The organism is Sinosporangium siamense (assembly GCF_016863435.1).
In the GTDB taxonomy this organism is placed as follows: Bacteria; Actinomycetota; Actinomycetes; order Streptosporangiales; family Streptosporangiaceae; genus Sinosporangium; species Sinosporangium siamense.
The window spans coordinates 87,773-111,702 of sequence record NZ_BOOW01000049.1; the positions used below are offsets into that span (position 1 = coordinate 87,773).

20 protein-coding genes are annotated in these 23,930 nt (G+C 71.0%); 5 read left to right on the forward strand and 15 right to left on the reverse strand.

The window, feature by feature from the left end:
* Positions 1-146: 146 nt before the first annotated feature.
* The gene (locus Ssi02_RS34175; protein WP_204031769.1) at positions 147-749 is read right to left on the reverse strand and encodes a TetR/AcrR family transcriptional regulator; all 603 of its coding nucleotides are present in this window, start codon (positions 747-749) and stop codon (positions 147-149) included.
* A gap of 118 nt (positions 750-867) precedes the next feature.
* On the opposite strand from Ssi02_RS34175, the gene Ssi02_RS39505 reads away from it, so the two are divergent.
* The gene (locus tag Ssi02_RS39505; protein ID WP_275410784.1) at positions 868-990 is read left to right on the forward strand and encodes a hypothetical protein; all 123 of its coding nucleotides are present in this window, start codon (positions 868-870) and stop codon (positions 988-990) included.
* On the opposite strand, the gene Ssi02_RS34180 is transcribed toward Ssi02_RS39505, so the two are convergent.
* The 8 genes from Ssi02_RS34180 to Ssi02_RS34215 all read right to left on the reverse strand — a co-directional run bounded on the left by Ssi02_RS34180 (position 987) and on the right by Ssi02_RS34215 (position 13,427).
* A complete protein-coding gene (locus tag Ssi02_RS34180) occupies positions 987-2,681 on the reverse strand; it encodes a TRAFAC clade GTPase domain-containing protein (RefSeq protein WP_204031771.1) in 1,695 nt (564 codons plus the stop codon). The two genes, Ssi02_RS39505 and Ssi02_RS34180, sit on opposite strands and share 4 nt — an antisense overlap.
* Positions 2,681-4,912: a GAP1-N2 domain-containing protein gene (locus Ssi02_RS34185; RefSeq protein ID WP_204031773.1), complete on the reverse strand. Its 2,232-nt coding sequence runs from the start codon at positions 4,910-4,912 to the stop codon at positions 2,681-2,683. The genes Ssi02_RS34180 and Ssi02_RS34185 overlap by 1 nt, the downstream gene beginning before the upstream one ends.
* Positions 4,913-4,916: 4 nt before the next feature.
* Positions 4,917-6,083 (reverse strand): TRAFAC clade GTPase domain-containing protein, encoded by a 1,167-nt coding sequence (locus Ssi02_RS34190; protein WP_239130246.1) that lies wholly within the window; start codon positions 6,081-6,083, stop codon positions 4,917-4,919.
* 2 nt (positions 6,084-6,085) lie between these two features.
* The gene (locus Ssi02_RS34195) at positions 6,086-8,602 is read right to left on the reverse strand and encodes a hypothetical protein (RefSeq protein ID WP_204031775.1); all 2,517 of its coding nucleotides are present in this window, start codon (positions 8,600-8,602) and stop codon (positions 6,086-6,088) included.
* A 3-nt stretch (positions 8,603-8,605) separates the two neighbouring features.
* Positions 8,606-10,189: an Hsp70 family protein gene (locus tag Ssi02_RS34200; protein WP_204031778.1), complete on the reverse strand. Its 1,584-nt coding sequence runs from the start codon at positions 10,187-10,189 to the stop codon at positions 8,606-8,608.
* Positions 10,190-10,191: 2 nt separating this feature from the next.
* Complete coding sequence (locus Ssi02_RS34205; RefSeq protein WP_204031780.1) at positions 10,192-10,941, reverse strand: nucleotide exchange factor GrpE; 750 nt, start codon at positions 10,939-10,941, stop codon at positions 10,192-10,194.
* 484 nt (positions 10,942-11,425) lie between these two features.
* Positions 11,426-12,049, reverse strand: coding sequence for an aquaporin (locus Ssi02_RS39685; protein ID WP_307825855.1), 624 nt, complete (start codon positions 12,047-12,049; stop codon positions 11,426-11,428).
* Between the two features lie 25 nt (positions 12,050-12,074).
* Positions 12,075-13,427, reverse strand: coding sequence for a serine hydrolase domain-containing protein (locus Ssi02_RS34215; protein WP_204031785.1), 1,353 nt, complete (start codon positions 13,425-13,427; stop codon positions 12,075-12,077).
* Between the two features lie 909 nt (positions 13,428-14,336).
* Between Ssi02_RS34215 and Ssi02_RS34220 the strand changes: the two genes are divergently transcribed.
* The 3 genes from Ssi02_RS34220 to Ssi02_RS34230 all read left to right on the forward strand — a co-directional run bounded on the left by Ssi02_RS34220 (position 14,337) and on the right by Ssi02_RS34230 (position 20,261).
* A complete protein-coding gene (locus Ssi02_RS34220; protein WP_204031788.1) occupies positions 14,337-14,819 on the forward strand; it encodes a hypothetical protein in 483 nt (160 codons plus the stop codon).
* A 681-nt stretch (positions 14,820-15,500) separates the two neighbouring features.
* On the forward strand, positions 15,501-17,717 hold the full coding sequence (recD2, locus tag Ssi02_RS34225; protein WP_204031790.1) for an SF1B family DNA helicase RecD2: 2,217 nt from the start codon (positions 15,501-15,503) through the stop codon (positions 17,715-17,717).
* Positions 17,718-19,070: 1,353 nt separating this feature from the next.
* Positions 19,071-20,261: a L,D-transpeptidase gene (locus Ssi02_RS34230; protein WP_239130248.1), complete on the forward strand. Its 1,191-nt coding sequence runs from the start codon at positions 19,071-19,073 to the stop codon at positions 20,259-20,261.
* 96 nt (positions 20,262-20,357) lie between these two features.
* On the opposite strand, the gene Ssi02_RS34235 is transcribed toward Ssi02_RS34230, so the two are convergent.
* On the reverse strand, positions 20,358-20,870 hold the full coding sequence (locus Ssi02_RS34235) for a GNAT family N-acetyltransferase (RefSeq protein WP_239130250.1): 513 nt from the start codon (positions 20,868-20,870) through the stop codon (positions 20,358-20,360).
* Positions 20,871-20,941: 71 nt separating this feature from the next.
* On the opposite strand from Ssi02_RS34235, the gene Ssi02_RS34240 reads away from it, so the two are divergent.
* Positions 20,942-21,715, forward strand: coding sequence for an MBL fold metallo-hydrolase (locus tag Ssi02_RS34240; protein WP_204031792.1), 774 nt, complete (start codon positions 20,942-20,944; stop codon positions 21,713-21,715).
* Here Ssi02_RS34240 and Ssi02_RS40025 read toward each other — a convergent pair.
* The 5 genes from Ssi02_RS40025 to Ssi02_RS34260 all read right to left on the reverse strand — a co-directional run.
* A complete protein-coding gene (locus Ssi02_RS40025) occupies positions 21,635-21,949 on the reverse strand; it encodes a hypothetical protein (RefSeq protein WP_373870237.1) in 315 nt (104 codons plus the stop codon). The genes Ssi02_RS34240 and Ssi02_RS40025 overlap by 81 nt on opposite strands.
* 19 nt (positions 21,950-21,968) lie before the next feature.
* A complete protein-coding gene (locus Ssi02_RS34245) occupies positions 21,969-22,256 on the reverse strand; it encodes an acyl carrier protein (protein ID WP_204031795.1) in 288 nt (95 codons plus the stop codon).
* The gene (locus tag Ssi02_RS34250; RefSeq protein ID WP_204031797.1) at positions 22,249-22,680 is read right to left on the reverse strand and encodes a hypothetical protein; all 432 of its coding nucleotides are present in this window, start codon (positions 22,678-22,680) and stop codon (positions 22,249-22,251) included. Before Ssi02_RS34250 ends, Ssi02_RS34245 begins: the two co-directional genes overlap by 8 nt.
* Positions 22,681-22,830: 150 nt before the next feature.
* Positions 22,831-23,661, reverse strand: a complete 831-nt coding sequence (locus Ssi02_RS34255) for a hypothetical protein (protein WP_204031799.1) — start codon at positions 23,659-23,661, stop codon at positions 22,831-22,833.
* Between the two features lie 3 nt (positions 23,662-23,664).
* Positions 23,665-23,930, reverse strand: a 266-nt coding sequence (locus Ssi02_RS34260; RefSeq protein ID WP_204031801.1) for a MoaD/ThiS family protein, incomplete at its 5' end; no start/stop codon positions are given.

The window sequence follows — 23,930 nt, forward strand, 5'->3', positions numbered from 1 at the left end:
CGGGCCGGCAAGCCGATGTGACGGAGGCTCGACCTGCGCGGCACCGGCACCGGGGTCTGCGTCGCGGGGCGACTCCGCCTGGGTCTCAGGCGCGCGGGCCGAAGGGTCTCCGAGCCGCGCACCTTCGAGGGCAGGCAGCCTGGCTCTCAGGCGCGCGGGCCGAAGGCGCGGAGGACGGCCTCGACCAGGCCGTCGGCGAATTCGGGGGTGAGCGGGCCGGAGCGCAGGAGCCACCGCTGGTAGAGGGGCCCGTAGAGCATCTCGGCCATGAGGTCGAGATCGGCGTCGGGGGAGAGCTGCCCGGCATGCCGTGCGCTGCGGAGCCGGGCCCGCATGACCTCGTCGGTGGGGGCCGCCAGCTTTTCGTTGTAGGCCTCGGCGAGGGCCGGATCGTTGATGATCTCGGTGTTGAGGGCGCGGATGGGCGCCTCGAAAGCGGGTGTGGCGAACTCCTCCATGGTCTCGCGCATCACGAGCTTGAGGTCCGCCTCGATGTCACCGGTGTCGGGCAGCTCGACGGCCCCCTCCTCGGTCTCGATCAGGGCGACGAACGATTCCAGGACCACGAACCCCTTCGACGGCCACCAGCGGTAGATCGTCTGCTTGCCCACACCGGCCCGGGAGGCGATGGCCTCGATGGTCACCTTGGCGTAGCCGACCTCCGCGATCAGCTCGCGGGTGGCGGTGAGGATCGCCTGCCGGGACTGCTCGTTGCGGCGGGCGGAGTTTGGGGCCTTGTGCGCTTTCATGGCGCACACGCTACGACAAAGACGAGGCGAGACGACTCGTCTTTACAGCGGGCCGGGGGCGGGTCAAAGGCATCTGACGACGCCGACCCCGCCAAGGCGGCCGATGAAGGTGGTCGGCATGGAGACCCCGCCGAATCGACTGATCGTCGGCGGCGTCGCCTACGGCAAGGTCCGCCGGCTCATCCGGGACCGCGAGGCGGAACATGCGGACTGGGAGGAGCTGAGCCGCGAAGGCGACTAGCCCAGCACGCCGAACCACGACAACACCAGCAGGCTGAGGCCGAGCATCACCGACGCCGACATCATGAAGGTGACGGCGGCGAGGCTTCGCCGTACGACGACATAGCCCAGTGGAGCACTGCCCTCGGGGCGGGGTCTGGCGGTCCACGGGGCGGCATGGGGGCCGCCGGTGGTCAGCTCGGGAGGACGGGAGGCGGCGTCGTTCAGGGGGAGCCCGGTCAGCCAGCCGATGAGACGGGAGATCTGCCCCGGCTCCGGAGGAAACCCCGACAGGTGGTAGCGCGCCTCGACCCCCCGGTTGGCGAGTTCACGCACGATGTTGCCGAGCCCCATGGCGGTCAGCCAGCCCGCCAGGTCGTCGTCCACGCCCGCGCCGAGGCTCGTCTGGCGCAGCAGGTCGGCCTTGGAGAGCACGACCGCCACCCGCCGCTGGCCGCCGCCGTCGGCGCGGCCGGACAACTCGTTGTGCAGCCGGTTGAAGGTGTCGGAGGGGTGCTCGGGGGACAGGCTCACCCCCTTGGCGGTGAGGGCGCGGCGTTCGTCGTCGAGCAGCCGCTCCTGGATGTCGGGGAGGGCGAAAGGGTCGATCACCATGATGAGGGCCTCGCCGTGCGCTAGGTAGCGCAACTCCTCGACCTTGCTCGCCCCGGTGTAATGCTCGCCTGAGGGGTCGAACAGGTAGATGATCCTGTCGTTCCGCTTCAACGTCACATCCAGGATCACCGCTCTCGGCAGGTCGGGCGGGGTCTTGGTGACCCTGCCGGTGGCGAGTTCGCGGCGGAGCTGCCGATAGGCCCGTTCGTCGCCCTCGTCGGCGAGGCGCACCCGCCCGCCGGCGGCGTCGACCGCGCTGTGCAGGGCGTCGACCGCCATGGCGAGGAAGGTGGTCTTGCCCGCGTCGGGCCCGCCGACCAGCGGCATCGGTTCGACGCGGACCCGGCCGATGCGGCCGGGCAGCCGCCGGTCGCAGTCGGGGCAGTAGGCGTGGAGGCGGTGCCTGCCGAGCACGACGGAGGTGGGCAGGCGGGTGCCGCACCGGCAGACGTGCCACAACGCGCCGTCGAGGTTGGCGGTCAGGCGCCGGTGCCTGGCGTCGCAGGTGGGGCACGCGTAGACGGGAAGCGCGAACCTCGCGTAGCACCGGGGGTAGGGGCACGCCTGCAGGATGCGCCTGACCAGCATGTGGCCCTGTTCGACGAGGCGGAGCACCCCGGCGCAGGGCAGCCAGACGAGCAGCCCGCAGGCGACCGCGACGCCCGAGCCGGCCGCGGCGAGGAGCGCGGTGGCGGCCACCGGCAGGGCCGAGGCCACGATGCCGCCGCTGACCCCGGCCCAGACGGGCAGCAGCAGCCACGCGGTCTTCTCCCGGGGCAGAATCCGGCCTGCCGCCGCGAGCGCCTGCGCGGCCTTGCCCGACAGCACGGGGCGCGCCTGCCGCACGATCGACCGCCAGTCCCGCCAGACCTGGGCGGTCAGATAGTGGCGGTAGGCGGGATCCCGGTCCTGCTCCTGCGGCACAGGAGACAGGCCCGACGCCGTGCCGGGCAGCAGCACCATCGCGACCTGCCGGCAGTAGAGCACGATCAGTGTGGCCGTGGCGGCGAGCAGAGAGAGCGGAAACAGCACCAGTCCCGCCATGACGGACAGGCCCATGACGAGCACCCAGAAGAAGATCAGAGGCCCGTACCCCATCAGCGCCGGCCCCACTTCGGCCACCGCGACCTGGTGAACTCCTTCAACCCGGCCGCGAGGTCCGGGTCCTTCTTGAAGCGGCCCTCCAGCGAGGTGAACGCCGTCCAGCCGTTCACCAGGTCGTGCGCCCACCCGGCCAGCCGGGGGATGTCGGCGCCGGCGCGGCGGAGCCGGATCGCGATCTCCAGCAGCGCCGCCTGCTCGTCCCGGTTGTGCTTGGCGGCCAGCCAGCTCGCCAGGAGCCAGTCCTGTGCGTCGTCGTCCAGCCGGCGCAGCAGTGTGGCGCGGACGGCGGGGGAACAGCGGGTGAGCACCTTGGCCGCCGCCGCGTGGACGGCGCCGGCGAAGCCGGCGTCGGCGCGCTCCGTCAGCCGGGTGAGCCGCTCGACCTCCTTGACGATGCGCTCGACGGCCCGCAGCTCGGGCAGCTTCATCACGATCAGCACCGCCTCGGCGTCGCCGACGGGCAGGTCGGGAACGCCGGCCTCCAGCACCGCCCTGGCGATGCTCCTGCTCTCCGCGGCCGTGACGCCGTAGTGGGTGAAGACCCGCGCGGGCACCGCGGACAACGTGGGGGAGAGGCGCAGCAGACCACCCCACTCCGCGAGGAGGTGGCGGCACTCTTCGGCCTTCGGGCGCTCGCGCCAGACGCCGGCGAGGGCCGCCTCACGCTCCGCGGGCACACCCGGCGAGGGCGGCAGCCGTATCAGCCCCTCGGTGGCCCCCGCCCGGTCGATCATGCCGGCCGCGAACAACGCGCGGATCACCGTGATGAGGGTGAGCGGCGCCGACTCCAGGGACATGCCGTCGAGCAACCCCCGGACCTGCGGCGTGAGCAGGCGGGCCCGGACGTCCGGCGGAGTGCGTTCGAGCCCGTCGATGAGGCCGTCCACCAGCGGCTCCCGCCATCGCGGCGGCGCCGCCGCGATCTCCTCGGCGAGGCCGGGGCACTCACGCACCACGAGCACGGCCGTCGCGCGGGCCAGCTCACCGGCGGGAAGCGGCAGGTCGCCGCGGTCGGCGACACGCAGGACCGCACTGAGGTCCGCGAGGCCGGCGGCGGAGCGCAACCGCCCGCACGCGGCCTCGACCAGCTCGCGGACGTGATGCCCGGGCAGGCGGCGAGTGGGGACGGGGACGTCCGGATCCCGCAGGGCCAGCAGCATCAGCCGCGCGGCGCACGGGTCGGCCGCCTCGGGCGGCCCGTGCTCCACCGCGGCGGCGGCCAGGACAGGCCCCAGCCGGTGCGCCTGCTCCCCGAGGGCCGACCACACCCACTCGGGCACCGGCGCCGCGAGCAGCCCGGCGACCGCCTCCTGCTCCTGGGGTGAGATCTCACCCCCCGACACGCACAGCGTGACCAGCGCCGCCGCGGTCTCCGGGTCGGCCGGGCCGAACGCCCCGAGCTCGTCGAGGCCGTCGAGGTTCATCGCCCGCCACAGCTCGACCGCCGTCGCGGCGAACCTGCCGAGCTCGACCGGCGCCGCCGCCCGGTCGAGCATCACCACCGCGGCGTCGAGGTCGGCGGGCAGCCACACGTCCGGCGTCGTGCCGATCACGATCTGCGGGGCCGAGGCGGGGTCGCCGCTGTAGGTGACGAACGTCAGCCGCCGCACCACCTCCCACGGAAAGGAATAGGAGAGCGCGGCGATCCACCGCACGATCTCCTCGACGTCGGCGGCGACCAGCAGCAGGCGCCCGTGCCCGCCGACGAGGGCGCGGCGGGAGAGTTCGAGCAGCGCGCCGAGCCGATGATAGGCGGCGGGCCCGCCGGACCGCAGCCACAGGCCCACCGACTCCGGGTCAAGCACCGGTCCCGGCGGCAGGTCGTCCAGCACCGGCAGCGCCGAGCCGGGAGCGCCGGGGGAGTCGGCCCAGAGCGGGGCCCGCCACAACTCGATCGGGCGCAGCCCCACGAGGTCGTCCTCCTCCAGCACCAGCGCGTGCCCGAGGAAGTTGCCGAACCTGCCGGAGTAGTCCTGCCCGAGGTAGACGCAGCGGGCGAGGGCGAACCTCTCCCCGGCCGGGCCGTATGCCATCGCCGCCGGCATGGCGCCGATCTGCGCGGCGGAGGGCGCGGTCGGCGCGCTGGGCGGAGGGCGATAGCTCAGATAGGGCGCGACCTGGGCCGCCGCCCCGTCGGGCAGGCCGGGGGAGGCCGCTGTGAACTGGAATCCGGCGCGGCCCGTGGGGCCGGCCTCGGCCGAGGTGTAGTGGAGCTGCCAGGCCACCGGGCTACCTCCGCGTGCCGTCGAGCATCTTGAACCGGTGGAGCAGCCACAGCAGCGGATCCTCGATGCGGTAGGGGCGGATGCCGCTCTGCGCGACCGCCTTGGTGTCCGGCGGGGTGGCACCGAGCGCCGAGAAGCCGAACAGCGCGTAGTTCGCGTATTGCTGCCCCAGATAGCGGTCGATCTCCCCCGCCTGCCACTCGTGCAGCAGCCCCCGGATCTGCTCGTGCACGGCTTCCCGGTCGTCGAGGTCGAGGGCGCCGACGGGCGCGCGGGCCCGGTGCAGCGCCGACTGGCGTTCCATGGCGGGCTGAAGCGTGTCGATCTTGCTCAGCGCCACCGCGACCGGGACGGAGAGCCGCCCGCGGTCACGCGTGCGCAGCAGCTCGGTCACCCGCGTGATCACGTTCATGGCGTCGCTCATCGGGTCGTTGCGCAACGTCGCACTGCGCTCCCTGGCCGCGCCGTGCAGCGCGGGGTTCGCCCCCGGCAGCTCAAGCGGGTCGAGCAGGAAGATGACGGCGTCCGCCGCGCCGAGATAGCGCAGATGCAGCTCGCTCACCTCGCGCAGCCGCAGATCCTCACCCGCGGTGTCGAAGAGCACCAGTGTCAGCGACCGCGTGCGGCGGAACACCCCCCGGCCGACCGTGCGCGTGAACAGGTAGACGAGCGGGTCGCGCGTCTCTGCCGCCGCCGACTGGGTGGCGTGCAGCAGCCGCCGCTCGGTGTAGAGAGGACGGGCGAAATCCTGCTTGTAGCGCTCGATCGTGCGGTCGTCGCACGCCACCAGCGACGAGCCGAGCTCCGCGCCGACGCGGTTCATCAGCTCGTGGATCAGCACCGCGATGAACGTGCTCTTGCCCGACCCCTTCGCCCCCACCAAGGCGACGATCTTGCCGGGGTTCGCGCAATAGTCGGGTGACAACCTGCTGTGGCACGACGGGCAGACCCGCCACCCCGTCTCCCGCCGGCACATCGGGCACGGCACCCGCCGCCGCACCCGCTCCGCGGTGAACACCGGCGGCAGCGAGGGAACGGCACCGCCGCGGAATCCGCCCAGCACCTCGTCGGGCACGGGGTCGCAGCCCGCCGCCCGATTGCTCTTGCCCATGCAGCGGAACCCGATGTCCCGCCGCCGCACCCTGTCGAAACAGTAGGGGCATGTCAACAAGATCAGTCCACCTTCAGAAACCGGACGGGAGGATCGACGAGGACGGCGTCGCCTTCGGCGAAACACCGCAGCCAGTAGGGCCTGGCGTGCCGTGCCGGCCGCAGCGCCAGCCGGGCCGGGGCGGCGACCGCCGACCACTCGCCCAGCACGAGGCCGTCGTCGGCCGAGCGGGGCTGCACCCCGCCCGCCTTGAGCACCAGCACAAGCCGGTCGAGGCACACCGGCCGGTCCGACGAGAGCTCCACGACGAGCTCGCGCCGCCACAGCGGACCGGTGGTGCGCACCGTGTAACGCACCGCCACGACCGCGGGCAGCCGCACCGACGCCGAAGGACCCCGCACCCGCTCACCCTGCAAGGGCACCGTCGCGGCCACCTCGACCGACGCCTCCTCGCCCTCGGGCACCTCAAGCCGGATGCCGCCCTGCGAGCGGTAGGCCGCCGCGCTCACCGTGAACCGCTGATCGCCGCACCGCACCTCGACCTCGTTGACGTCGGGCGGCCACTCCATGCCCACGTAAACCGCCGGCCCTCGGCGCATGGCCGTCAGACGCTCGGGGGCGGGGAGGTTGACGTGCTCGCGGTGCGCGCCGACGGTCGCGAGGTCGCCCGCGACGGTGACCGCGAGCAGCACGCCGGAGGAGCGGCCCGGCCGGATCAGGAAGCCGCCCGTCGCGCAAGCGGCCTGCACCGCGCGGCCCGCCGCCCGCACCTCGTCGACGTGCAGCGTCGTGCCCTGCGGCCAGGGCGGCGGCCCGGCGAGGGACAGGAACTCGACCGCGCCCGCCCGCGGCTCCGCGCACCGCACGAGCAACTCGCCCTGGGCGCGGGACTCCACGCTGAACTCCGCCACCGCCTCGGGTCGCGCCTGAGGCGACGCCGTACGGCGGAGCCCGGCCGTGGCGACCTCCCCGCTCCCGGCGGGGTAGACGACCTTGACGAGGTATTCGTGCCCTGCGCCGTTGCGCACGCCGCGGTCGCGGAACCCCGAGCCCTCCGTCGGCACCGCGATGCCGTCGCGGGTCACCACGACGCGGGCGGCCTGCGCCGGGGCGGTCCACCGGCCCGTCACCACGCCGTCGCCCGCCGCCACCTGAAGCCCGCGCACCTCAGGGCGCAGCACGACAGGCGGCGCCGGAACGGCCGGGGAACAGGCCCTCCCGCGCCGCGCGGTCACGGCATAAACCGTGCGGGCGTTGACCGGCGGCCCCTCGTCGCGGACGCCCGGACTCGCCGCCTCGGCCAGCCGCACCCCGTCGCGGTGCACGTCGTAGTCGATCTCGCCGCTCCTCGACGGCGACGGCTCCCACGTGACGACCACCGCGTCACCCCGGACCCGTGCCCGCACCTCCACCGGCGGACGCGGCGGCAGCCCTTCGAGCAGCGCCTGCGCGCCCGGCAAGTCGGGCACCTGACGCAGGGCGTCCTCCAGCATGATCCACGCCGCGTCGGGGTCGGGCTCGTCGCGGGCCCGGTCGCGCAGCGCCACGGCCTTGCCGACCCGGGCCCGGACCTCGGTCGCGAGCTCACCCGCCTCACCGGCCAGCGCATCGGCGGGAAGCGCCTCGGCGAAGGCCGCGGCGGCCTGCACCTCACCCGCCTCGATCAGCTCGCGCAGCCGCGCCGCCGGCCCGCCCACCACACCGCTCTCATGGCGGACCGCGAAGACGAGCCTTCTGGCGTCCCCATCGTCGAGCCGCAGATCGACGGTCGCGTGCCGCAGCAGCGTGTCGTCGTAAGGGTGCTCGCGGATGCGCTCGCGGAGCCGGGACACCACGTCGTAGCGCACCAGCTCCATCGGGTCCTCCACCGCGCGCAGCGCCGCGCACACCGTGTCGGAGTGCTGCGACCACACCCCCCGCGTCCTGCGCTGCGCCGCCGCCTCGATCTCGCCGAGCCGCCGCGACACCCCCTCGACCCGCCCGAGCACCCGCAGCCCCGTGCGTTCCCCCTCGAACAGGAACACACCGAGATGAGGCACCTGCAAGGTGTCGAGAGCCGCACGGACCTTGCTCCACGCGGGGTACGGCGCGGCCTGCGGAAGCCGGTCGGGCTCACGCACCTCGACGCCGAGCTCGGCGAACAGCGCCGGCGCCCGCTGCGCCTCGACCCCCGACGACGTGACGATGCTCTCGGCGAGGTCGGGCGGCAGCATGCGCAGCTTGCCCGCCGCGTCGGAAAGCCGCCTGCGCGCCTCCGCGAGCAGCTTCTTGTCGCGCCTGCCCTCCTCGGCGACCTCCGCGCGCAGCGGGCCCAGATCACCGCCGGCGGCGGCCTGGAAGACCGCGGCGTAGCGGCTCGTGTGCTCGACCTCCAGCCGGTCGATGACCTTGCGGTATTTGAGCATCTGCCGGGAGCGCCGCCAGCACTGCCGGACCTGCCGCACCGTCTCGGTCACCTCGGCGGCGCCCGCCTGCGGCGTGAGCTGATAGCGCCGCAGCACGTCGGCGGGCGGCGCCCCGCCCGCCGCCCGGGCCGCGTCGAGCACCTCCCGGATGTAGCGCGCCTCGTCGAACGCCACCTGTCAGCTCACCTGGACGGCAGACAGCGAGGTCCGCGACATGAGCACCTCTTCCTCCGACATGCCGCCGATCTGGATGTCGAGGTCGAGCCGCTCACCCGTCTCGTTCTCCCGCGCGGTGACGTGGAGAAGCCCCGACGGGTCGAGCGTGAAGGTCACCTCCAGTGGGAACCCCGCACGCTTGTTGGGCGGGATGCTCAGATCGCCCTTGCCGATCTCGTTGTTGTCGTCGAGCCGGTCGGACTCGGCGCTGCCCGCCTGCTCCATGACCTCTACGGCGACGCGGCGCTGATCGTCGTCCAAGGTGTAGAACGTCTGCGTCACGTCGGCCGGCAGCGGGTCGTTGGCGTGCACCAGGTGGGTCACATATTCCCTGCGGGTGCGCTTGTCGGTGGTGACGATGCCGAAGGCGCGGGAGGCGACCGTCTTGATCGTGCGCTTCTCGATCTCCATCTGCTGTGTCGCCGACAACCCCGCGCCGAGCGCCATCTCCTCGGCCTGCTCCCGTTTGCCCGAGCTCAGCAGCCGCCGGTAGGTCTCCTCGAACGCATATAGCGCCGCCCCCTTGGCCACCGCCAGATCGGGGTCGCGCAACTGCGGCACGATCGCGAACTCCTGCTCCAGCGCCGCCGCCACCGCCGGCATCTTCGACGAACCGCCCACCAGCACCAGATGGTCGAACTCGGTGACACCCCGGGAGCGGGCGGTCTCCAAGGTGCGCCGCGTGATGGCGATCGTGCGGTCGAGCAGGTGGCGGGTGACCGACTCGAACTCGGCGCGGCTCATCTCGACCGAGGTGACCCGGCCCTCGTGCATCACCCGGACCGCGTGCTTCATCCTGGACGACAGCGTCTTCTTCAGGTCCTCGGCGAGCCTGCGGAGGTCCTGTTCGGTCTGCTTGTTGTCCAGCGGGTCGCTCACCTCGGGGTGCTCCTGCCTGAACCGCTCGGCCAGGAACTCGACCAGCTCGGAGTCCCAGTCGGTGCCGCCGAGCTCGTGGTCGCCGTCGGTGCAGACCACCTCGATGTCCCCGCCGCGCAGCGTGATGACGGTGGTGTCGAAGGTGCCGCCGCCGAGGTCGTAGACGAGGATGCGGCAGTCCTGCGAGGGGTTGAGCACGCCGTAGGTGATGGCCGCGGCGATCGGCTCGGAGACGATGTCGATGACGTTGAGCCCGGCGATCCGCCCGGCCTTGCGGGTGGCGTCGCGCTCGGCTGCCCCGAAGTAGGCCGGGACCGTGACGACCACGTCGCACACCTCGGCCCCCTCGGTGACCTTCACGTCCTCGACGAGTTTGCGCAGGATGAAGGCGGAGATCTCCTCCGGGGTGTAGTCACGGCCGTGGAGGGTGCGCGTCGTGCCGTGGCCCATGTCGCGTTTGACGAGGCTGACGACGTCGTCGGGGTAGACCGCCGCGCTGTCCTTGGCGGTCTGGCCGACGATGACGTTGTCCCAGGTCTCGAAGAAGACCACCGACGGGGTGGTGTCGGACCCCTCCTGGTTGCGGTGCACCTCGGCGCGGCCCACCTGGTCGATGCTCGCGATGCACGAGTATGTGGTGCCGAGGTCGATCCCGTGAACAGCCATCTTCATCCCTCCGTCTCGTGCGGCGCCGGGGCCTCGCCCGCCGTTCCCCGCTCCCCGCCGTGTGCGCTTTCGCCTGCCGCCGCCCGGTCTCCTCCGCGGGCGGGCTCGTGTGCCGGCTCCCGGCCTGCGCCATGGGTGGCCTCTCTTGGCGGCTTCCGGTCTCCGCCGTTTGTCGTCTCGCCCGGCGCCCCCTGCTCAGCGCCGGGTGGGATCTCGGGTGTCATCGGGGCCGTGCCGATGGTGACCTCCGTCTTGCGGAGCACGCGGTCGCCGAGGCGGAAGCCCTCGGCGTGCACGGCGGTGACATGCCCGCCCGGGCCCGCGTCCCGCGCCACGGCGCGGTGCCGCGCCGGGTCGAAGGGCTCGCCTGGAGCCGTCTCCAGCCGCTCGGCGCCGGTCCTGGCCAGCACCTCCGCCACCTCGTCGGCGATCGCGGACAGCAGCACGCGCATGTGGGCGAGCTCGCCGCCCTCGCCCGCAAGGCGCGCGGCCTCGCGCGAGGCCATGTCGTAGAGCCGGTAGAGGCCGGCGCGGACCGGGGTGAGGGCCTCCTGGAGAAGCCCGTGGCGCAGCTCCCGGTTGTCGGCGTGCAGCCGGTCGATGATCGCCTCACGGTGTGCGGCCCGGTCGTGCTCACGTTTGAGCTCCGCGGTCAGGTGGCCCAGGGCGAGTGTGATCGGGTCGGCCGCGGTGGACGGTGGCGAATCCGGAGAGGGGGACGTTCCATCGACAACGGGGGGCATTTCTGACATTTGGCATCCTGGGGTGCAGGGGTTTTGCCGGATATGTGTGATTGGTGAGGCAATCGCCGATGTCGTGAAGAGGCGGTATGAGGCGGGTGGGCACTAACGAAGCGAGTGGCGCTGCTGAGACGACGAGCATTGCCGGAGTGGCAGGCGCCGATGAGGTGTCATCCGCTTATGGGGCACCGGGCGCCGGTGCCGCGCACGGCGCTGTTTCCGCAGCACCGATGCCACTTCAATCACCAAACAAATGCGGATGTCAGGACTTCGTGTGCAAACGGAGGTCAAACGCGACATGTGGATCCGCCGTTGAGGGGACGGGGGTGGGCGTGGACTGTTCACGTGATGAACGGAGGGCCAGTATAGGTCGCCAATCAAAGCAGGGAGGTAGGGCAAAGCTCGGCCTACCTCCCATATAACCCTATTCCCGGCGCCATTCTTTACCCGGTACCTCGATCGGCGTCCGCCACTTCAAGAGTGACCTGGACGGTCGTCACGCGGGGGTGGACTCCGGCCTGCTGTGCTCGCGTGCCGCCGGCTTCTCCTGCGGGGCGCGGTCGCCGGGGTTGAGGGCGAGGAACGCCGCGGCGCCGCCGACGAAGTCGGCCACCTGGGCCACCCAGTAGACGACGGCGCCGCCCACACCGATGCGCCGGCGCAGGAGCTCGGCCAGGGTTGCCGCGGGGTTGTAATGCGCGCCGGACACGTGGCCTCCGGCATACGCCATGACCATCAGCACCACGCCGATGGCCGGGAAGGGCGAGCTGCGACTGCCCGAGAGCGGTGCAGCCGATGGTGAACACGAGGAATGAGGAATTACGTGCCGATGAACTCGGTTTCGTATCTGCGCACGGCTGTTCCTCCCTGCGGGGGGTGGATAAGGCTTGGTCTGGTGCCGGGGGCGACGATAAACCACCAGGTCAGAAAAGGTGCGTGTGGCTAAACGGGCACACCGCGCGACCGGAGAACGCCCGGAGATGAAAGCGCTCCCACGCTTCGCCGTACTTCGCGTTTGCGGAATTTTCCGGTAATTTTCCTGGTGCGCTCGCCGTCGAGCGGGGTCGCAAATCACCTTATAAAGGGGAAAGGGTGCACCCCGCCGTACGGCGGAGCACACCCTGCACAGCGGACGGCGAGCGCCGTCAGCGCCACCCGGACGGGTCGACCCCGCCGGGGATCGGCGCCCCCGCGTCGTATGGCTGCCGCGTGAAGACGAACGTGTTGATATCGAGATGCGTGACCCCGTGCGCCCCGCGCACCACACGGAGGGTCTCCCCGGCGTAGTAGCCGTCCAGCCCGATCCACGCCCCCCGCCCGTCCGGCATGAACCGCGACGCCCGCCCCGCGCCGGCCACCGGCGTCAGCGACAGGCCGCTCCCGGGCAGCACCCGCAGCACATATGCCGCGGGGCCCCAGTACCAGGGGCCGGTGAGCTCAAGCAGATCGGTGTCGGTGGGGGCCGGCACCCACGGCTCCGGCAGCCGCGGCTCGTGCTCGTCGAGGATGGACAGCAGATCCATCACCAGCGCCCGGCTCACCCCCGTCGTCGTGTTGGCCAGGAACAGCACCCCTGTGGAGTCGGCCGGGTCGGCCCACACCGTCGCGAGGAAGCCGGGCATCGACCCCGTGTGCCCCGCGAGCCGCCTGCCGCGCTCCCGGGTGAGCTGCAACCCCAGCCCATATCCGGAGGTCCAGGCGTCGCCGTCCTCCACCACCGCGGGCTCACGCATCTCCGCCAGCGTGCACGGCTCAAGCACCCCGCCGACGTCCCCGGCGACGAACGCCGCGAACCTCGCCAGGTCGGACGCCGTCGACCACATCTGTCCCGCCGGCGCCATCGCTCCCGCGTCGTGCTCCGGCTCCGGCAGCAGCACGTCGGCCCACGGGTGCACCGCGTAGCCGTGCGCGTGCGGCGCCCTCGGCCGCGGGGTCGTGGAGAACATGCCGAGCGGCTCCAGCACCTCGGCCCGCACCGCCTGCTCCCACGGCATGTCCCGGTGCCGGGCGACGAGCTCGCCGAGCAGGCCGAACCCCAGATTGGAGTAGTGGAACCTGCGCCCGGGCCGGTGCCGCATCGTGTCGCCGCCCATGCCGCTCATCAGCTCGTCGGCGGGCACCCCCGGCGTCCGCTCCCACCACTCGGTCGGCGGCTCGGCCGTGAGGCCGCCGCTGTGCGACAACAGCTGCGCGATCGTCACCTCGCCGGCGGCGGGCAGGCCCGGCAGGTGCTTGGCGATGGGGTCCAGCAGGTTGAGGAGGCCCTCGTCGCGCAGCCGCATGACCACCACCGCCACCAGGCTCTTGGTGATCGAGCCGATGCGGTATTGAGTGTCCGGCGTGGGCTCCACCCCGTCGACGTAACCCCGCCCGCCGAACCAGACCGCCTCGCCGCCACGCACGACCGCCGCCACCACCGACGGGATGCGCGCCCCCGCCTGCTCCGTCGCGAGCCTGCGCAGCAGCGCCCGTGACGTGCCCTCCCCGACACCCGTCATCCGTGACCCTCTCGTTCATGTCGCGCGCGTTGCAAACGCGTGTGCTGGTTTCGCTCGGTAATCGCCCTCGCCCGCGGGAGTTAAGGCTACTGGTATTCGGCCCGGTCCTCCGGCCTTCCGCCTAGAGGTGAAGACGTGGAAGGAGGCGGGAACTATGCCGGGGAGAGTGGCATCTGCGATGACCGGCCGAGGCAGTCGGGGAAGCGGGGCAATTGCCGGAAAACATGTGGATCGCCGGAAATACCCGTCCCCGCACCGCCTCCGTCACGTACGGTGACCAGGCGGTTGGACGCCCGCCCTCTGCCGGAGGCCCATCCCGCGATCGGCGGGCGGCAGGAGGTCTCATCCGGCGAGACAACTTGTCTACCCCAGGACGCTATTCCTTGCTAAGATCCCGAGCGATTCGTGCCCTGGTGTTTTGCAATGAGCTATTTTTCATGCCCCCTGAGTGACCGCCCGGTCGGCGCAGGATCGGCCTGCCGTCCCGGGCGGCAGGCGGAGCCGGTGCGGGATGGGGCAAAAATGCTTGCTGCTCCCTGCATTCGCTTTTCTTCTCTAATGCGAGATTTGCTGGAGCTTTCATCCTGGGGGACCAGGTCGCGCTGACGGTTCGCCTTGATACGGATTGTCACGCGGCATAGCGCTCGGCGGCGAGGCTACGGATTCCACACGCGCCACTACAGTCCTTGTACGGAGAAGTCACCGAAAGCCGGTACGGCTTTCGCACGTCCTTGTCCGAGCGCATACATGGCCCAAAGGCCGGTCATTGCCGTCTGTGCCCGCATTTATCAGCAATAATTATTGCCGTAGATAGATGTGTGTGAGATGATCCGCTTGCGTGACGAGGGTACGGGCCCGAGTCGCATCCTTGAAAACTTTCACGGTGCGCCAGGAAAGGATGTCGGCAGCATGCAGTCTTGGCACGTTGAGGCCGCCTCAATCACCAAGGAGCCCCTTGCCGCGGAGGAGCGCGATCAGCTCATCAGGACTCTGCCCGGCCTCGCCGCCATAGCCGACGACGAGAAGACACGCTGCATGACCATCACCTTCCGGGTGCGGGCCCCCGACTGGGACGCGGCGGTCACCGAGGCGTCCTCGGTGCTCACCGACGCCGCACGCGAGGTTCTCGGCGACGTCCTGCCATTTCTGGGCGTGACCGTTGGCAAAGACAAGGAATCCCTCGCGGGCGCCGCGCCATTTCTCGTGGGTTATGTGGAGATCGCGGCGATGTTCGGTTTCTCCCGCCAGCGTGCCCGTGAGATCGCCGAGACCCACGATATTTTCCCCGCCCCCCTGGCGAGGCTGGCGACCGGCCCGGTGTTCACCTTGGCGGGCGTGCAGGAGTTCATGGCGAAATGGGAACGGCGCCCGGGGCGTCCGCGGAAAATATAGCGGACACCTTCCCATCCTCCGGCTGCTTTCCCGAATCCCGCTCAGCCGGACGAGTGCAGCGCCGGGGTGCGGCCGGGCCGTCCTGAGGATTCCCGCCACAGTGTGAGGAACTCTCGCGAACCGGTGCGCGGAATGCCTCGCCGGGTAACCCTTCGCAAAGGTGACATGCAATAATACCGGGAAAGTGCTTCACCGAATCCGGAGTCCGGGTTGGGCCGTAGCCGATAATCCCGGGAGTTCGCCCCGCACCACATCGGTTGCACGCCTTTCCCTCCCACCCCTCTCGGCACACCGGGTTCGATCCAGGCAGGTCACACGCGGGACCACGCGGGCTCGGCGGACCCCCTGTCCCGCCTGCCGCTTACCCGGCCCAGGGGCCGGCTTCCGCCGTACGATGCGAGTGTCGCGCGGAACCCGCATATGCAAGGGGCCGGGTTCTTATCCCCTGGGTTCCGGTCGCGTATCGGGCCTGGTCGCGGGCATACGGTGAAGGTGTGCTCGGGGGCCGCCGGTGGCGGCCGTCCGGCGCGGAGAGCACTCCCGCTCACAACAACTTGCACCTACGGGGTCGGAAACGTCTGGCGCGTCGTATATACCAGGCGTGAGTGGTGATCGACTAAGAAGCGTCCACCGCCGCGGCCCCGCCCCGGCGCCGGTGGATCAGTGGGGAGGTTGGGGTCGGTGTCAGAGGAGCAACCCAGGGGTGCCGGCACGAGTCTTTCCGCCGTTCTTGAACGCATTACCTACGCCAACGAGGAGACGGGTTACACGATCGCCAGAGTCGCGACCGAAAGGTCGGGCAACGAACTGGTGACGGTCGTCGGGCCGCTGCTCGGCGCGCAGGTGGGGGAGTCGCTGCGGCTGACCGGGAGATGGATCACCCACCAGCGATACGGCAGGCAGTTCGAGGTGTGGTCCTATGCCACCGTGCTGCCGGCCACGGTGACGGGCATCCAGCGCTACCTCGGGTCCGGGCTGATCAAGGGGATCGGGCCCAAGATGGCCGAGCGCATCACCGAGCACTTCGGGGCCGACACGCTGCGCGTGATCGAGGAGGAGCCCAAGCGGCTGGTCGAGGTGCCCGGCCTGGGGCCCAAGCGCACAAAGATGATCGCCGCTGCGTGGGAGGAGCAGAAAATCATCAAAGAGGTGATGATCTTCCTGCAGGGCGTCGGCGTCACGACCTCCATCGCGGTGCGCATCTTCAAGCAATACGGCGAGAACTCGATCGGCGTCGTCCGCTCCGAGCCCTACCGGCTCGCCGCCGACGTTTGGGGCATCGGCTTCAAGACCGCCGACACCATCGCCCAGGCCGTCGGCATTCCCCACGACAGCCCCGAGCGCGTCAAAGCGGGCATCCGCCACACACTCTCCGAGGCGGCGGACGACGGCCACTGCTACCTCCCGGTGCCCAACCTCGTCTCCGACGCCGTCAAGATCCTTGAGGTCGACCCGGCCCTCGTGTCCGCCTGCCTGGAGGAACTCGCCGCGGAGGAGGGCGTGGTGCGCGAGGAGATCCCCGTCGCCGAGGGCACCGTGCCCGCGGTCTATCTCGTGCCCTTCCACCGCGCCGAACGATCGCTCGCCTCGGCCCTGCTCGACCTGCTCGACACCCGGGCCGACCGGCTGCCGTCCTTCGCCGGCGTCGACTGGGACAAGGCCATGGCCTGGCTGCGCGAGCGCACCGGTGCCGACCTCGCCGACGAGCAGGCGCAGGCCGTGCGCCTGGCCCTCACCACCAAGGTCGCGGTCCTCACCGGCGGGCCCGGCTGCGGCAAGAGCTTCACCGTGCGCTCCATCGTGACCCTGGCCCGCGCCAAGGGCGCGAAGGTCATCCTCGCGGCCCCCACCGGGCGGGCGGCCAAACGCCTGGCGGAGCTCACCGGCCACGAGGCGGTCACCGTACACCGCCTGCTGCAACTCCGCCCCGGCGGCGACGCCCTCTACAACCGCGAGAACCCCCTCGACGCCGACCTGGTCGTCGTCGACGAGTCCTCGATGCTCGACCTCCTGCTCGCCAACCGCCTCGTCAAGGCGGTCGGGCCCGGCGCCCACCTGCTCTTCGTGGGCGACGTCGACCAGCTTCCCTCCGTCGGCGCGGGCGAGGTCCTCCGCGACCTGCTCGCCGCCGGGCACATCCCGCGAGTCCGGCTCACCCAGATCTTCCGCCAGGCCCAGCAGTCCGGCGTCGTCGTCAACGCCCACCGCGTCAACACCGGCCTGTCCCCGCACACCAGCGGCTTCCCCGACTTCTTCCTGTTCCCCTGTGAGGACGCCGACGAGATCGCCGCCCTCACCGTCGACGTCGTCGCCCGGCGCATCCCCCGGAAGTTCGGCCTGGACCCGCGCCGCGACGTCCAGGTGCTCGCCCCCATGCACAGGGGCGCGGCCGGCGCGGGCAACCTCAACCTGATCCTCCAGGAGGCCCTCACCCCCGCACGGGAGGGCATGCCCGAACGAAGGTACGGCGGCCGCGTGTTCCGCGTCGGCGACAAGGTCACCCAGCTCCGCAACAACTACGACAAGGGCGCCGCCGGGGTTTTCAACGGCACCGTGGGCGTGGTGGTCGGCCTGCGCCCCGACGACCACGCCCTCACCGTCCGCACCGACGAGGACGAGCTTGTCGACTACGCCTTCGACGAACTCGACGAACTCGCCCACGCCTACGCCGTCTCCATCCACCGCTCACAGGGCAGCGAATATCCCGCCGTCGTCATCCCCCTCGCCACCAGCGCCTGGATGATGCTGCAACGCAACCTCCTCTACACCGCGATCACCCGCGCCAAGAAACTCGTCGTCATCGTCGGCTCCCGCCGCGCCCTCGGCCAGGCCGTCCGCACCAAGGGCGCCGGCCGCCGCCACACGGGCCTCACCCACCGCCTCTCCCTGGAGGCCTGACGCCGCCGGAGGGTACGGCGGAAGCCGCCTTGCCCCGGGCGCCGGGGCGTCGCCACGTCCGCCGTGACCGGTGCGCACATGAGGGCCGCCCGGCCGGTGGGGCCGGCCGGCCCGGCGGGGTGTCCTGGCGGTGTGAGGCCCGCCTGTTTGGGCGGGTGACATTCTGGCGGCGTGACCTCCGCACGCCTGGGCCGGTCGGTCGGGCGGGGCGTCCTGGCGGTGTGAGCCACCGGCGGCTTCCCTGCCCGCCTTGTGACCTGACCGAGTGGCGGCCCGCCTTTCCGGGCCGCCACATGACCTGATCGGTATGACGGCCGCCACTCCCGGGCCGCCTTATCGTCCGAGCGGAGGGGCGGCTCACGGCTGCGCGAGCATCCGGGCGCCGACCGCCGGCTGCTCTACGGCGGTTCGTGGGGCACCTACGGCCAGGCCCGTCCCGGGCGGATGTCGGAGTTCGTGATCGCCGGTGTCACGATGTCGCGCCGCAGCGATCTCGAATGGCTCCAACGGGGCGTCGGCAGGTTCCTCCCCGAGCAGTGGGGGCGCTTCCGTGACGGGCTTCCCGCGCCGGACCGTGACGGCGATCTGCTCGCCGCCTACGCGCGGCCGGCCGGGGACCGGGATCCGGCTGTGCGGGCGAAAGCCGTACCCGGCTGGGTGACCTGGGAGGACACGGTGATCTCGATGGAGGTCAACGGCTCGCCCGGCGCCTGCAGTGAACGTCCGCCAGATGACCTGGTGGCCTTTGTGAGGATTTGTACGCATTACTTTTCCCTCGGCGTCTGGCTGGAGGAGGAGGTCCTACTGCGCGACGCGCACAAGCCGGCGGGGATCCCCGCGGTGCTGATTACGGGCGGTTCGATCTGGGCAGGCCGCCGGAGGTCGCGTGGGATCTGGCCTAAGCGCGGCTCGTCGTGGGGGAGGATCCGGGGCACACCGGCAGCCCCACGATGTGCACCGAGATCGTGGCCGCTCTGGATGGCTTCGCCGCTTAACGCGCACCCATTCGCCGGGGCCGCGGGGAGGTCGCCCGCGGCTTTCTCACGTGCGGAGGCAATGGGAAATGGTAACCATTTGCGGGTGATTTTCCCGGCCGGGGTCACACGATATCGAAGCGGCTTCGCCGTACATGACCGCCCTGGTCCAGACAGGTGAGACGGCGTCGTCACGGAGGGTGAAAACGTACTCCGCGCTCTTTCTCGGCCTTCCGATGGCGTCTTGACCGGATCGTGACCCCCCGATCACGCCCGGCACCAGCGGTAATGTGCTCGAACTCACCCAAACAATGTGCACTCTACTTAGCTCGCCTATTAAGGTTTTTGAATGCACTTTGCTGTTATGGGGGAGTGAACCATGCTTACGCTTGACCAGCGACTGCGGCTGCCGTTGGCAGGACTGGCCGCTGCAACCGCTGTTGTGTTGACAGCTTCGTGTTCGGCGGACGGGAGCACCAAGAACGCCGCCGCGGAGTCGAAGGCCACCACGCCGGCCGCGCCGACCATCACGATCAGCCCCGCCGAGGGCACCGACAAGGTGCGGCCGGACAAGCCCGTCGTGGTCTCCGCGACCGGTGGCGCGTTGGACGAGGTCGTGGTGCAGGCCGGTGGGAAGACCCTGGAAGGGGAATTCGACGAGGCCCGCACGCGCTGGGAGTCCAAGGAGCGGATGCGGCCTTCGACGGGCTACAAGGTGTCGGCCACGGCGACCGGCCAGGGCGGACCGGCCACGGCGACCAGTTCGTTCACCACGTTGAAGCCGAAGTCGGAGTTGTCGATCATCGATGTGACACCGGCGGTGAAGGGGGAGAAGGTCGGTGTGGGGGCACCGATCATCGTCACCTTCAACGCCCCGGTCAAAAACCGCGCCGCGGTGGAGAAGGAGTTGAAGGTCAAGGCGCAGAAGCCGGTGCGCGGCGCCTGGCGGTGGGTCGACGACACCAAGGTCATCTACCGGACGGCGAAGTATTGGCCGGCGCACCAGAAGGTCGTCTTCAGCGCCGACCTCACCGGGCTGCACGCCGGCGGCGGCAGCTTCGGCGTCAAGGACCACAAGAGCACGATCAGGATCGGCGCCCGCCAGATCAGCACGGTCAACACGCGCAGCAAGACCATGACCGTCAAGCGCGACGGGAAGACCGTGCAGCGCATGCTCATCAGCGCCGGCCGGGCCACCACGCGCGAGTACACCACGACAAGTGGCGTGCACCTGACCATGGACAAGCGCAACCCCGAGCGGATGATCTCGCCGAACCGTAAGAAGGGCGATCCCGGGTACTACGACCTGATGATCAACCACGCGGTGCGGATCTCCAACTCCGGGGAGTACGTCCACGCTAAGAACAACGTCTCCGACCAGGGGCGCAGGAACGTCAGCCACGGCTGCGTCAACGCCCGGCCCGACCAGGCGCGCTGGTTCTACAACCAGTCCCAGCGCGGCGACGTCGTGCTCATCACCGGCACCAACCGGGCCCTTGAGTGGAACAACGGCTGGGGCTACTGGCAGATGTCCTTCAAGGAATGGAAGAAGGGCAGCGCCCTCAAGTAGGGCACTCCGGCGACCGCACAGCCCCGGAACTCCCGCAGATTTCCGGGGCACTGTGTTGTGAAGGGGCAGCACTGTTGTGAAGGGGCAGCACCGTGGTCAGAGGACGCGGCGCTCCATCACCCGCCCCGGCCAGTCCCGCACCGTGAAGTGCGATGCCGGGGCGAAGCCCACCGACTCGTAATACGCCATCAGCCGTCCCCCGCCCCCCGCGTAACAGTCGAGCCGCAACAACCCCACCCCGGCCGCCGCCGCCTCCTCTGCGGCGTGGTCCAGCAGCGCATGGCCCACCCCGAGTCCCGCGTACGCGCGGTCGACCACGAGCCACCGGACATACAGCTCCGGTTCGCCGGCGGGCTCCACATACTCCAGTGGCTCGCCCAGCGCGGCACATCCCGCCGGTCTGCCGTCAACCTCGGCGATGCGCATGCCGTCCCCGGAGGCGAAGGCCGTCACCATCTCGATCCGCTCCGGTTGCAGGGAGAACGGCTGGTCGCCCCACTGCCCGGTCAGCCCCTCGCCGACCAGCCACGCCACGGCGCTGTCGAACATCGACAACACCACGGGGATATCTCCCAGCCCGCCATGACGGATCTTAACTGCCTTTGTCACGCCGCGGAGCTTATCGTGTGACACCTTCACAAGGATGGCGATAGCCGTACCCGATTCGGGAGCATGTCTGCGTGAAGATCCATCACCTTAATTGCGGTTCCATGCGCATCGTCGGCACGCCGACCATGGTGTGCCATTGCCTGCTCGTCGAGACCCCCTCCGCCGGCCTGGTGCTGGTCGACACCGGCTTCGGCGCCGGTGAGGCCGCCAAGAGACGTCTCGACCCCCTGGTACGGCAGATGCTGCGCCCGGCCCTGACCTTCGAGGAGGCGGCGTCGCACCAGGTGCGCGCGCTCGGGCACGACCCGCGCGACGTCCGCCACATCGTGCTCACCCACCTCGACTTCGACCACGCGGGCGGCCTGCCCGACTTCCCCTGGGCGACCGTGCACGTGCATGCCGCCGAGCTCCAGGCCGCCACCCGCCCGTCCACCGCCGCCGAGGCGCGGCGCTACCGCGCGTCGCAGTGGGCGCACGGCCCCGCGTGGGCGACCTACGAGGACACCGGGGAGGCGTGGCTCGGGCTGCCCGCCGTCCGGCCCATCGACGGCCTGGACGACCTCGCGCTCATCCCCCTTCCCGGGCACAGCCGGGGCCACACGGCGGTCGCGGTTCCGGTGGAGGGGCGCTGGCTCGTGCACGCCGGCGACTCCTACTTCCACCGCGGCGCGCTGGACCTCCCGCCCCGCGTGCCCATGCGGTTGCGCGCCTTCGAGCGCGTCGTCGCCCAAGACCACAGGCTGCGCCTGGCGAACCTCGACCGCCTACGCCGCGTCGCCTCCCGCACCGACCTGGTCGAGGTGTTCTGCGCCCACGACCCGGGGGAGTTCGACCGATACAGGTGAGCACGCCGTACCGCCCGGCGGTGCACGCCCACCGCGCGCTACACGGTGGGGACGCGCGACGATCACGCCGCGCGCCCCCACCGGTAGCGTGACGGTGCGGATCTCGCAGAGCGCACGGTGCAGCATGGCCCGGGAGCTCTCCACGGCGACCCATATCTCGCCCACCGTCTTCTGCACGTTGGGATGGTCGAGGACGGCGCGACCCCCGCGCCGCCGGGTGGCCGGCCGCACCACGCAGGCCTCGAAGAGAATGTCATGTGCCTCTATCGCGTTCCTCCCCGGCGCACCGGTCGAGGTCTTGGAGCAGATCCGTCAGGCGCCGGGCGATCTCCTCAAGGCTGAGGTCGCCGGAGAACTCGTTCATCAACAGCCCGACGCCCAGATGCTCCTGGATCGTCACCGACATGGAGGCGATGGTCAGCGAGTCCAGCCCGAACGTGTCGAGTGGCGCCGTCAGGTCGATGTTGTGCGGGCTGATCCGCAGATGGCGGGCGAAGAGCCCGCGCAGATACTCCGCGGTGAGCTGCTCGGGCCTAGCCATGGGCCAGGCCGGTGAGTGAGGGCCGCCGTCCCTCGTGTACGGCTTGCGCCACGGCGCCGAGCAGCCGTTCGGCGTCGTGGTCGTCCGCCGCGGCGGGGGCTCGCAGCCCCGCCATGGCCGGCAAACGGTCCCAGCACATAATCAACCACCGTCCTTCTTCGAAGAAAGAGCCGAGCAGGGCGCGGTTGCCGAGCCACTCGCCGACCGCGCACGCCCCGGAACGCCCCTCCCGGATGTGCCGGGCGACGACCTCGCGTTGCTCGGCCTCGCCCCACGCCCACACCGGGAGCGCGGCCGGCAGGGTCGATCCGTACCCGACGGCCGGCACCGGGTCTCGCGCGGCGAGTGCGCGGAGCAGGTTCATCAGCTTCTCGAAGCACGACAGCCTGCCGCCGTCGCGCACAGGGACCAAGTGGTGCGGCACGCCACCCGTCCACCGCCTCGAACGCCCAGGCGGGCGGCCGCTCGTGTTCGTCGTCGGTCGGCAGCCGGGCGAAGCCGATCCCCGCCGCGGGGTCGAAGGGGTCGCCGAGGGCCGCGTCCAAGGCGGCAGCCGTACGGTAGGCGGGGAGGATCACCACTGCTCCACCACCACCCCGTGCCTCGAACGGCCGGAACGCAGTTCGTGCACGAAGACCGGCCCCTCGGCGCGGGCCCAGGCGGACGAGACGACCACGCCCCGGTCGAACAGATAGAAGGGGCGTTCCAGCAGGACGTCCACGATCCGGACCGGTCGCCTCAATCCATCCCGCACGTGGCCGGGCACACCGGTGTGGCGGCGGATGAGCCCCTCACGCCCGGTCGCCGCGAGCGACAACGCCGTCGGCCAGAACCACTGGTCGGCCATTTCACACATGTGGCGGCCGATCAGAAACCGGGTCCTCGTGCGGGCCTGCGGCCTGGCCGGCAGTGCGCGCCGCAGCCGGGGCACCGGCGAGGTTTGCACGCTGGGCAGCCGCTCGTCGGGGCGGAACCTCGCGAGCAGGTCCTGGCCGAGCACCGCGGGCGTGCCCCCGAGCGCGGGTCCGCCGCCGATCCGCAGCGGGATCAGCACCAGCGAGGCGCGTACGGCGGGAGCCGGCATGAGCGGACTCCTGTCGGAACCGGAGCCGATCCCCACGTCGCACTGCACCTGGCCCCCGCCGTGCCGGACCTTCATCACCGCCCGCACCCGCAGCTCGTCGGCGTCGGCGAACCGCAGGGGCCGCTCGTAGCGGAGCCGCGCCGACCACACCGCGAGCCCCGTGCGGTGCTCGGAGAGCAGCGCACGGTGGCTGACCAGGTGTTCGCGCAGCCAGCGGGTGCCGGCGTTGAACGCGATGTGGCCCGCCGCCGCGGGGTGGAGCTGGAGCGGATCGAACAGCCCCGCGTCGGCCGTGAACAGGAAGTCGCAGTTGCGCGGCACGGCTCACCCACCGGAGATCGCGAGCAGGAGGTCTACGTGATCGGCCGGCCCGATCGGCGTGTCCAGCGGGTCCTTCCCCAGCACCTCGCCGTTCAGGCAGACGCGGAAGGTGCGCCGCAGCGCGCCGTCCCTGCCGTAGAGCACCTCCGCCATGGCCGGGTGCGCCGCGATCACGTGGTCCAGCGCGGCCCGCAGCGTGCCGCCCTCCACGGTGAGCACCGATTCGTAGTCGGTGAACCGCAACATCGAACCCGAGACTCTGACCGTGG

Bases quoted from the DNA above. Each gene is read 5' to 3' on its own strand.
- Ssi02_RS34175 (WP_204031769.1), bottom strand. From the start codon at position 749: ATGAAAGCGCACAAGGCCCCAAACTCCGCCCGCCGCAACGAGCAGTCC.
- Ssi02_RS39505 (WP_275410784.1), top strand. From the start codon at position 868: ATGGAGACCCCGCCGAATCGACTGATCGTCGGCGGCGTCGCCTACGGC.
- Ssi02_RS34180 (WP_204031771.1), bottom strand. From the start codon at position 2,681: ATGGGGTACGGGCCTCTGATCTTCTTCTGGGTGCTCGTCATGGGCCTG.
- Ssi02_RS34200 (WP_204031778.1), bottom strand. From the start codon at position 10,189: ATGGCTGTTCACGGGATCGACCTCGGCACCACATACTCGTGCATCGCG.
- Ssi02_RS34205 (WP_204031780.1), bottom strand. From the start codon at position 10,941: ATGTCAGAAATGCCCCCCGTTGTCGATGGAACGTCCCCCTCTCCGGAT.
- Ssi02_RS34215 (WP_204031785.1), bottom strand. From the start codon at position 13,427: ATGACGGGTGTCGGGGAGGGCACGTCACGGGCGCTGCTGCGCAGGCTC.
- Ssi02_RS34220 (WP_204031788.1), top strand. From the start codon at position 14,337: ATGCAGTCTTGGCACGTTGAGGCCGCCTCAATCACCAAGGAGCCCCTT.
- Ssi02_RS34230 (WP_239130248.1), top strand. From the start codon at position 19,071: ATGCTTACGCTTGACCAGCGACTGCGGCTGCCGTTGGCAGGACTGGCC.
- Ssi02_RS34245 (WP_204031795.1), bottom strand. From the start codon at position 22,256: ATGGCTAGGCCCGAGCAGCTCACCGCGGAGTATCTGCGCGGGCTCTTC.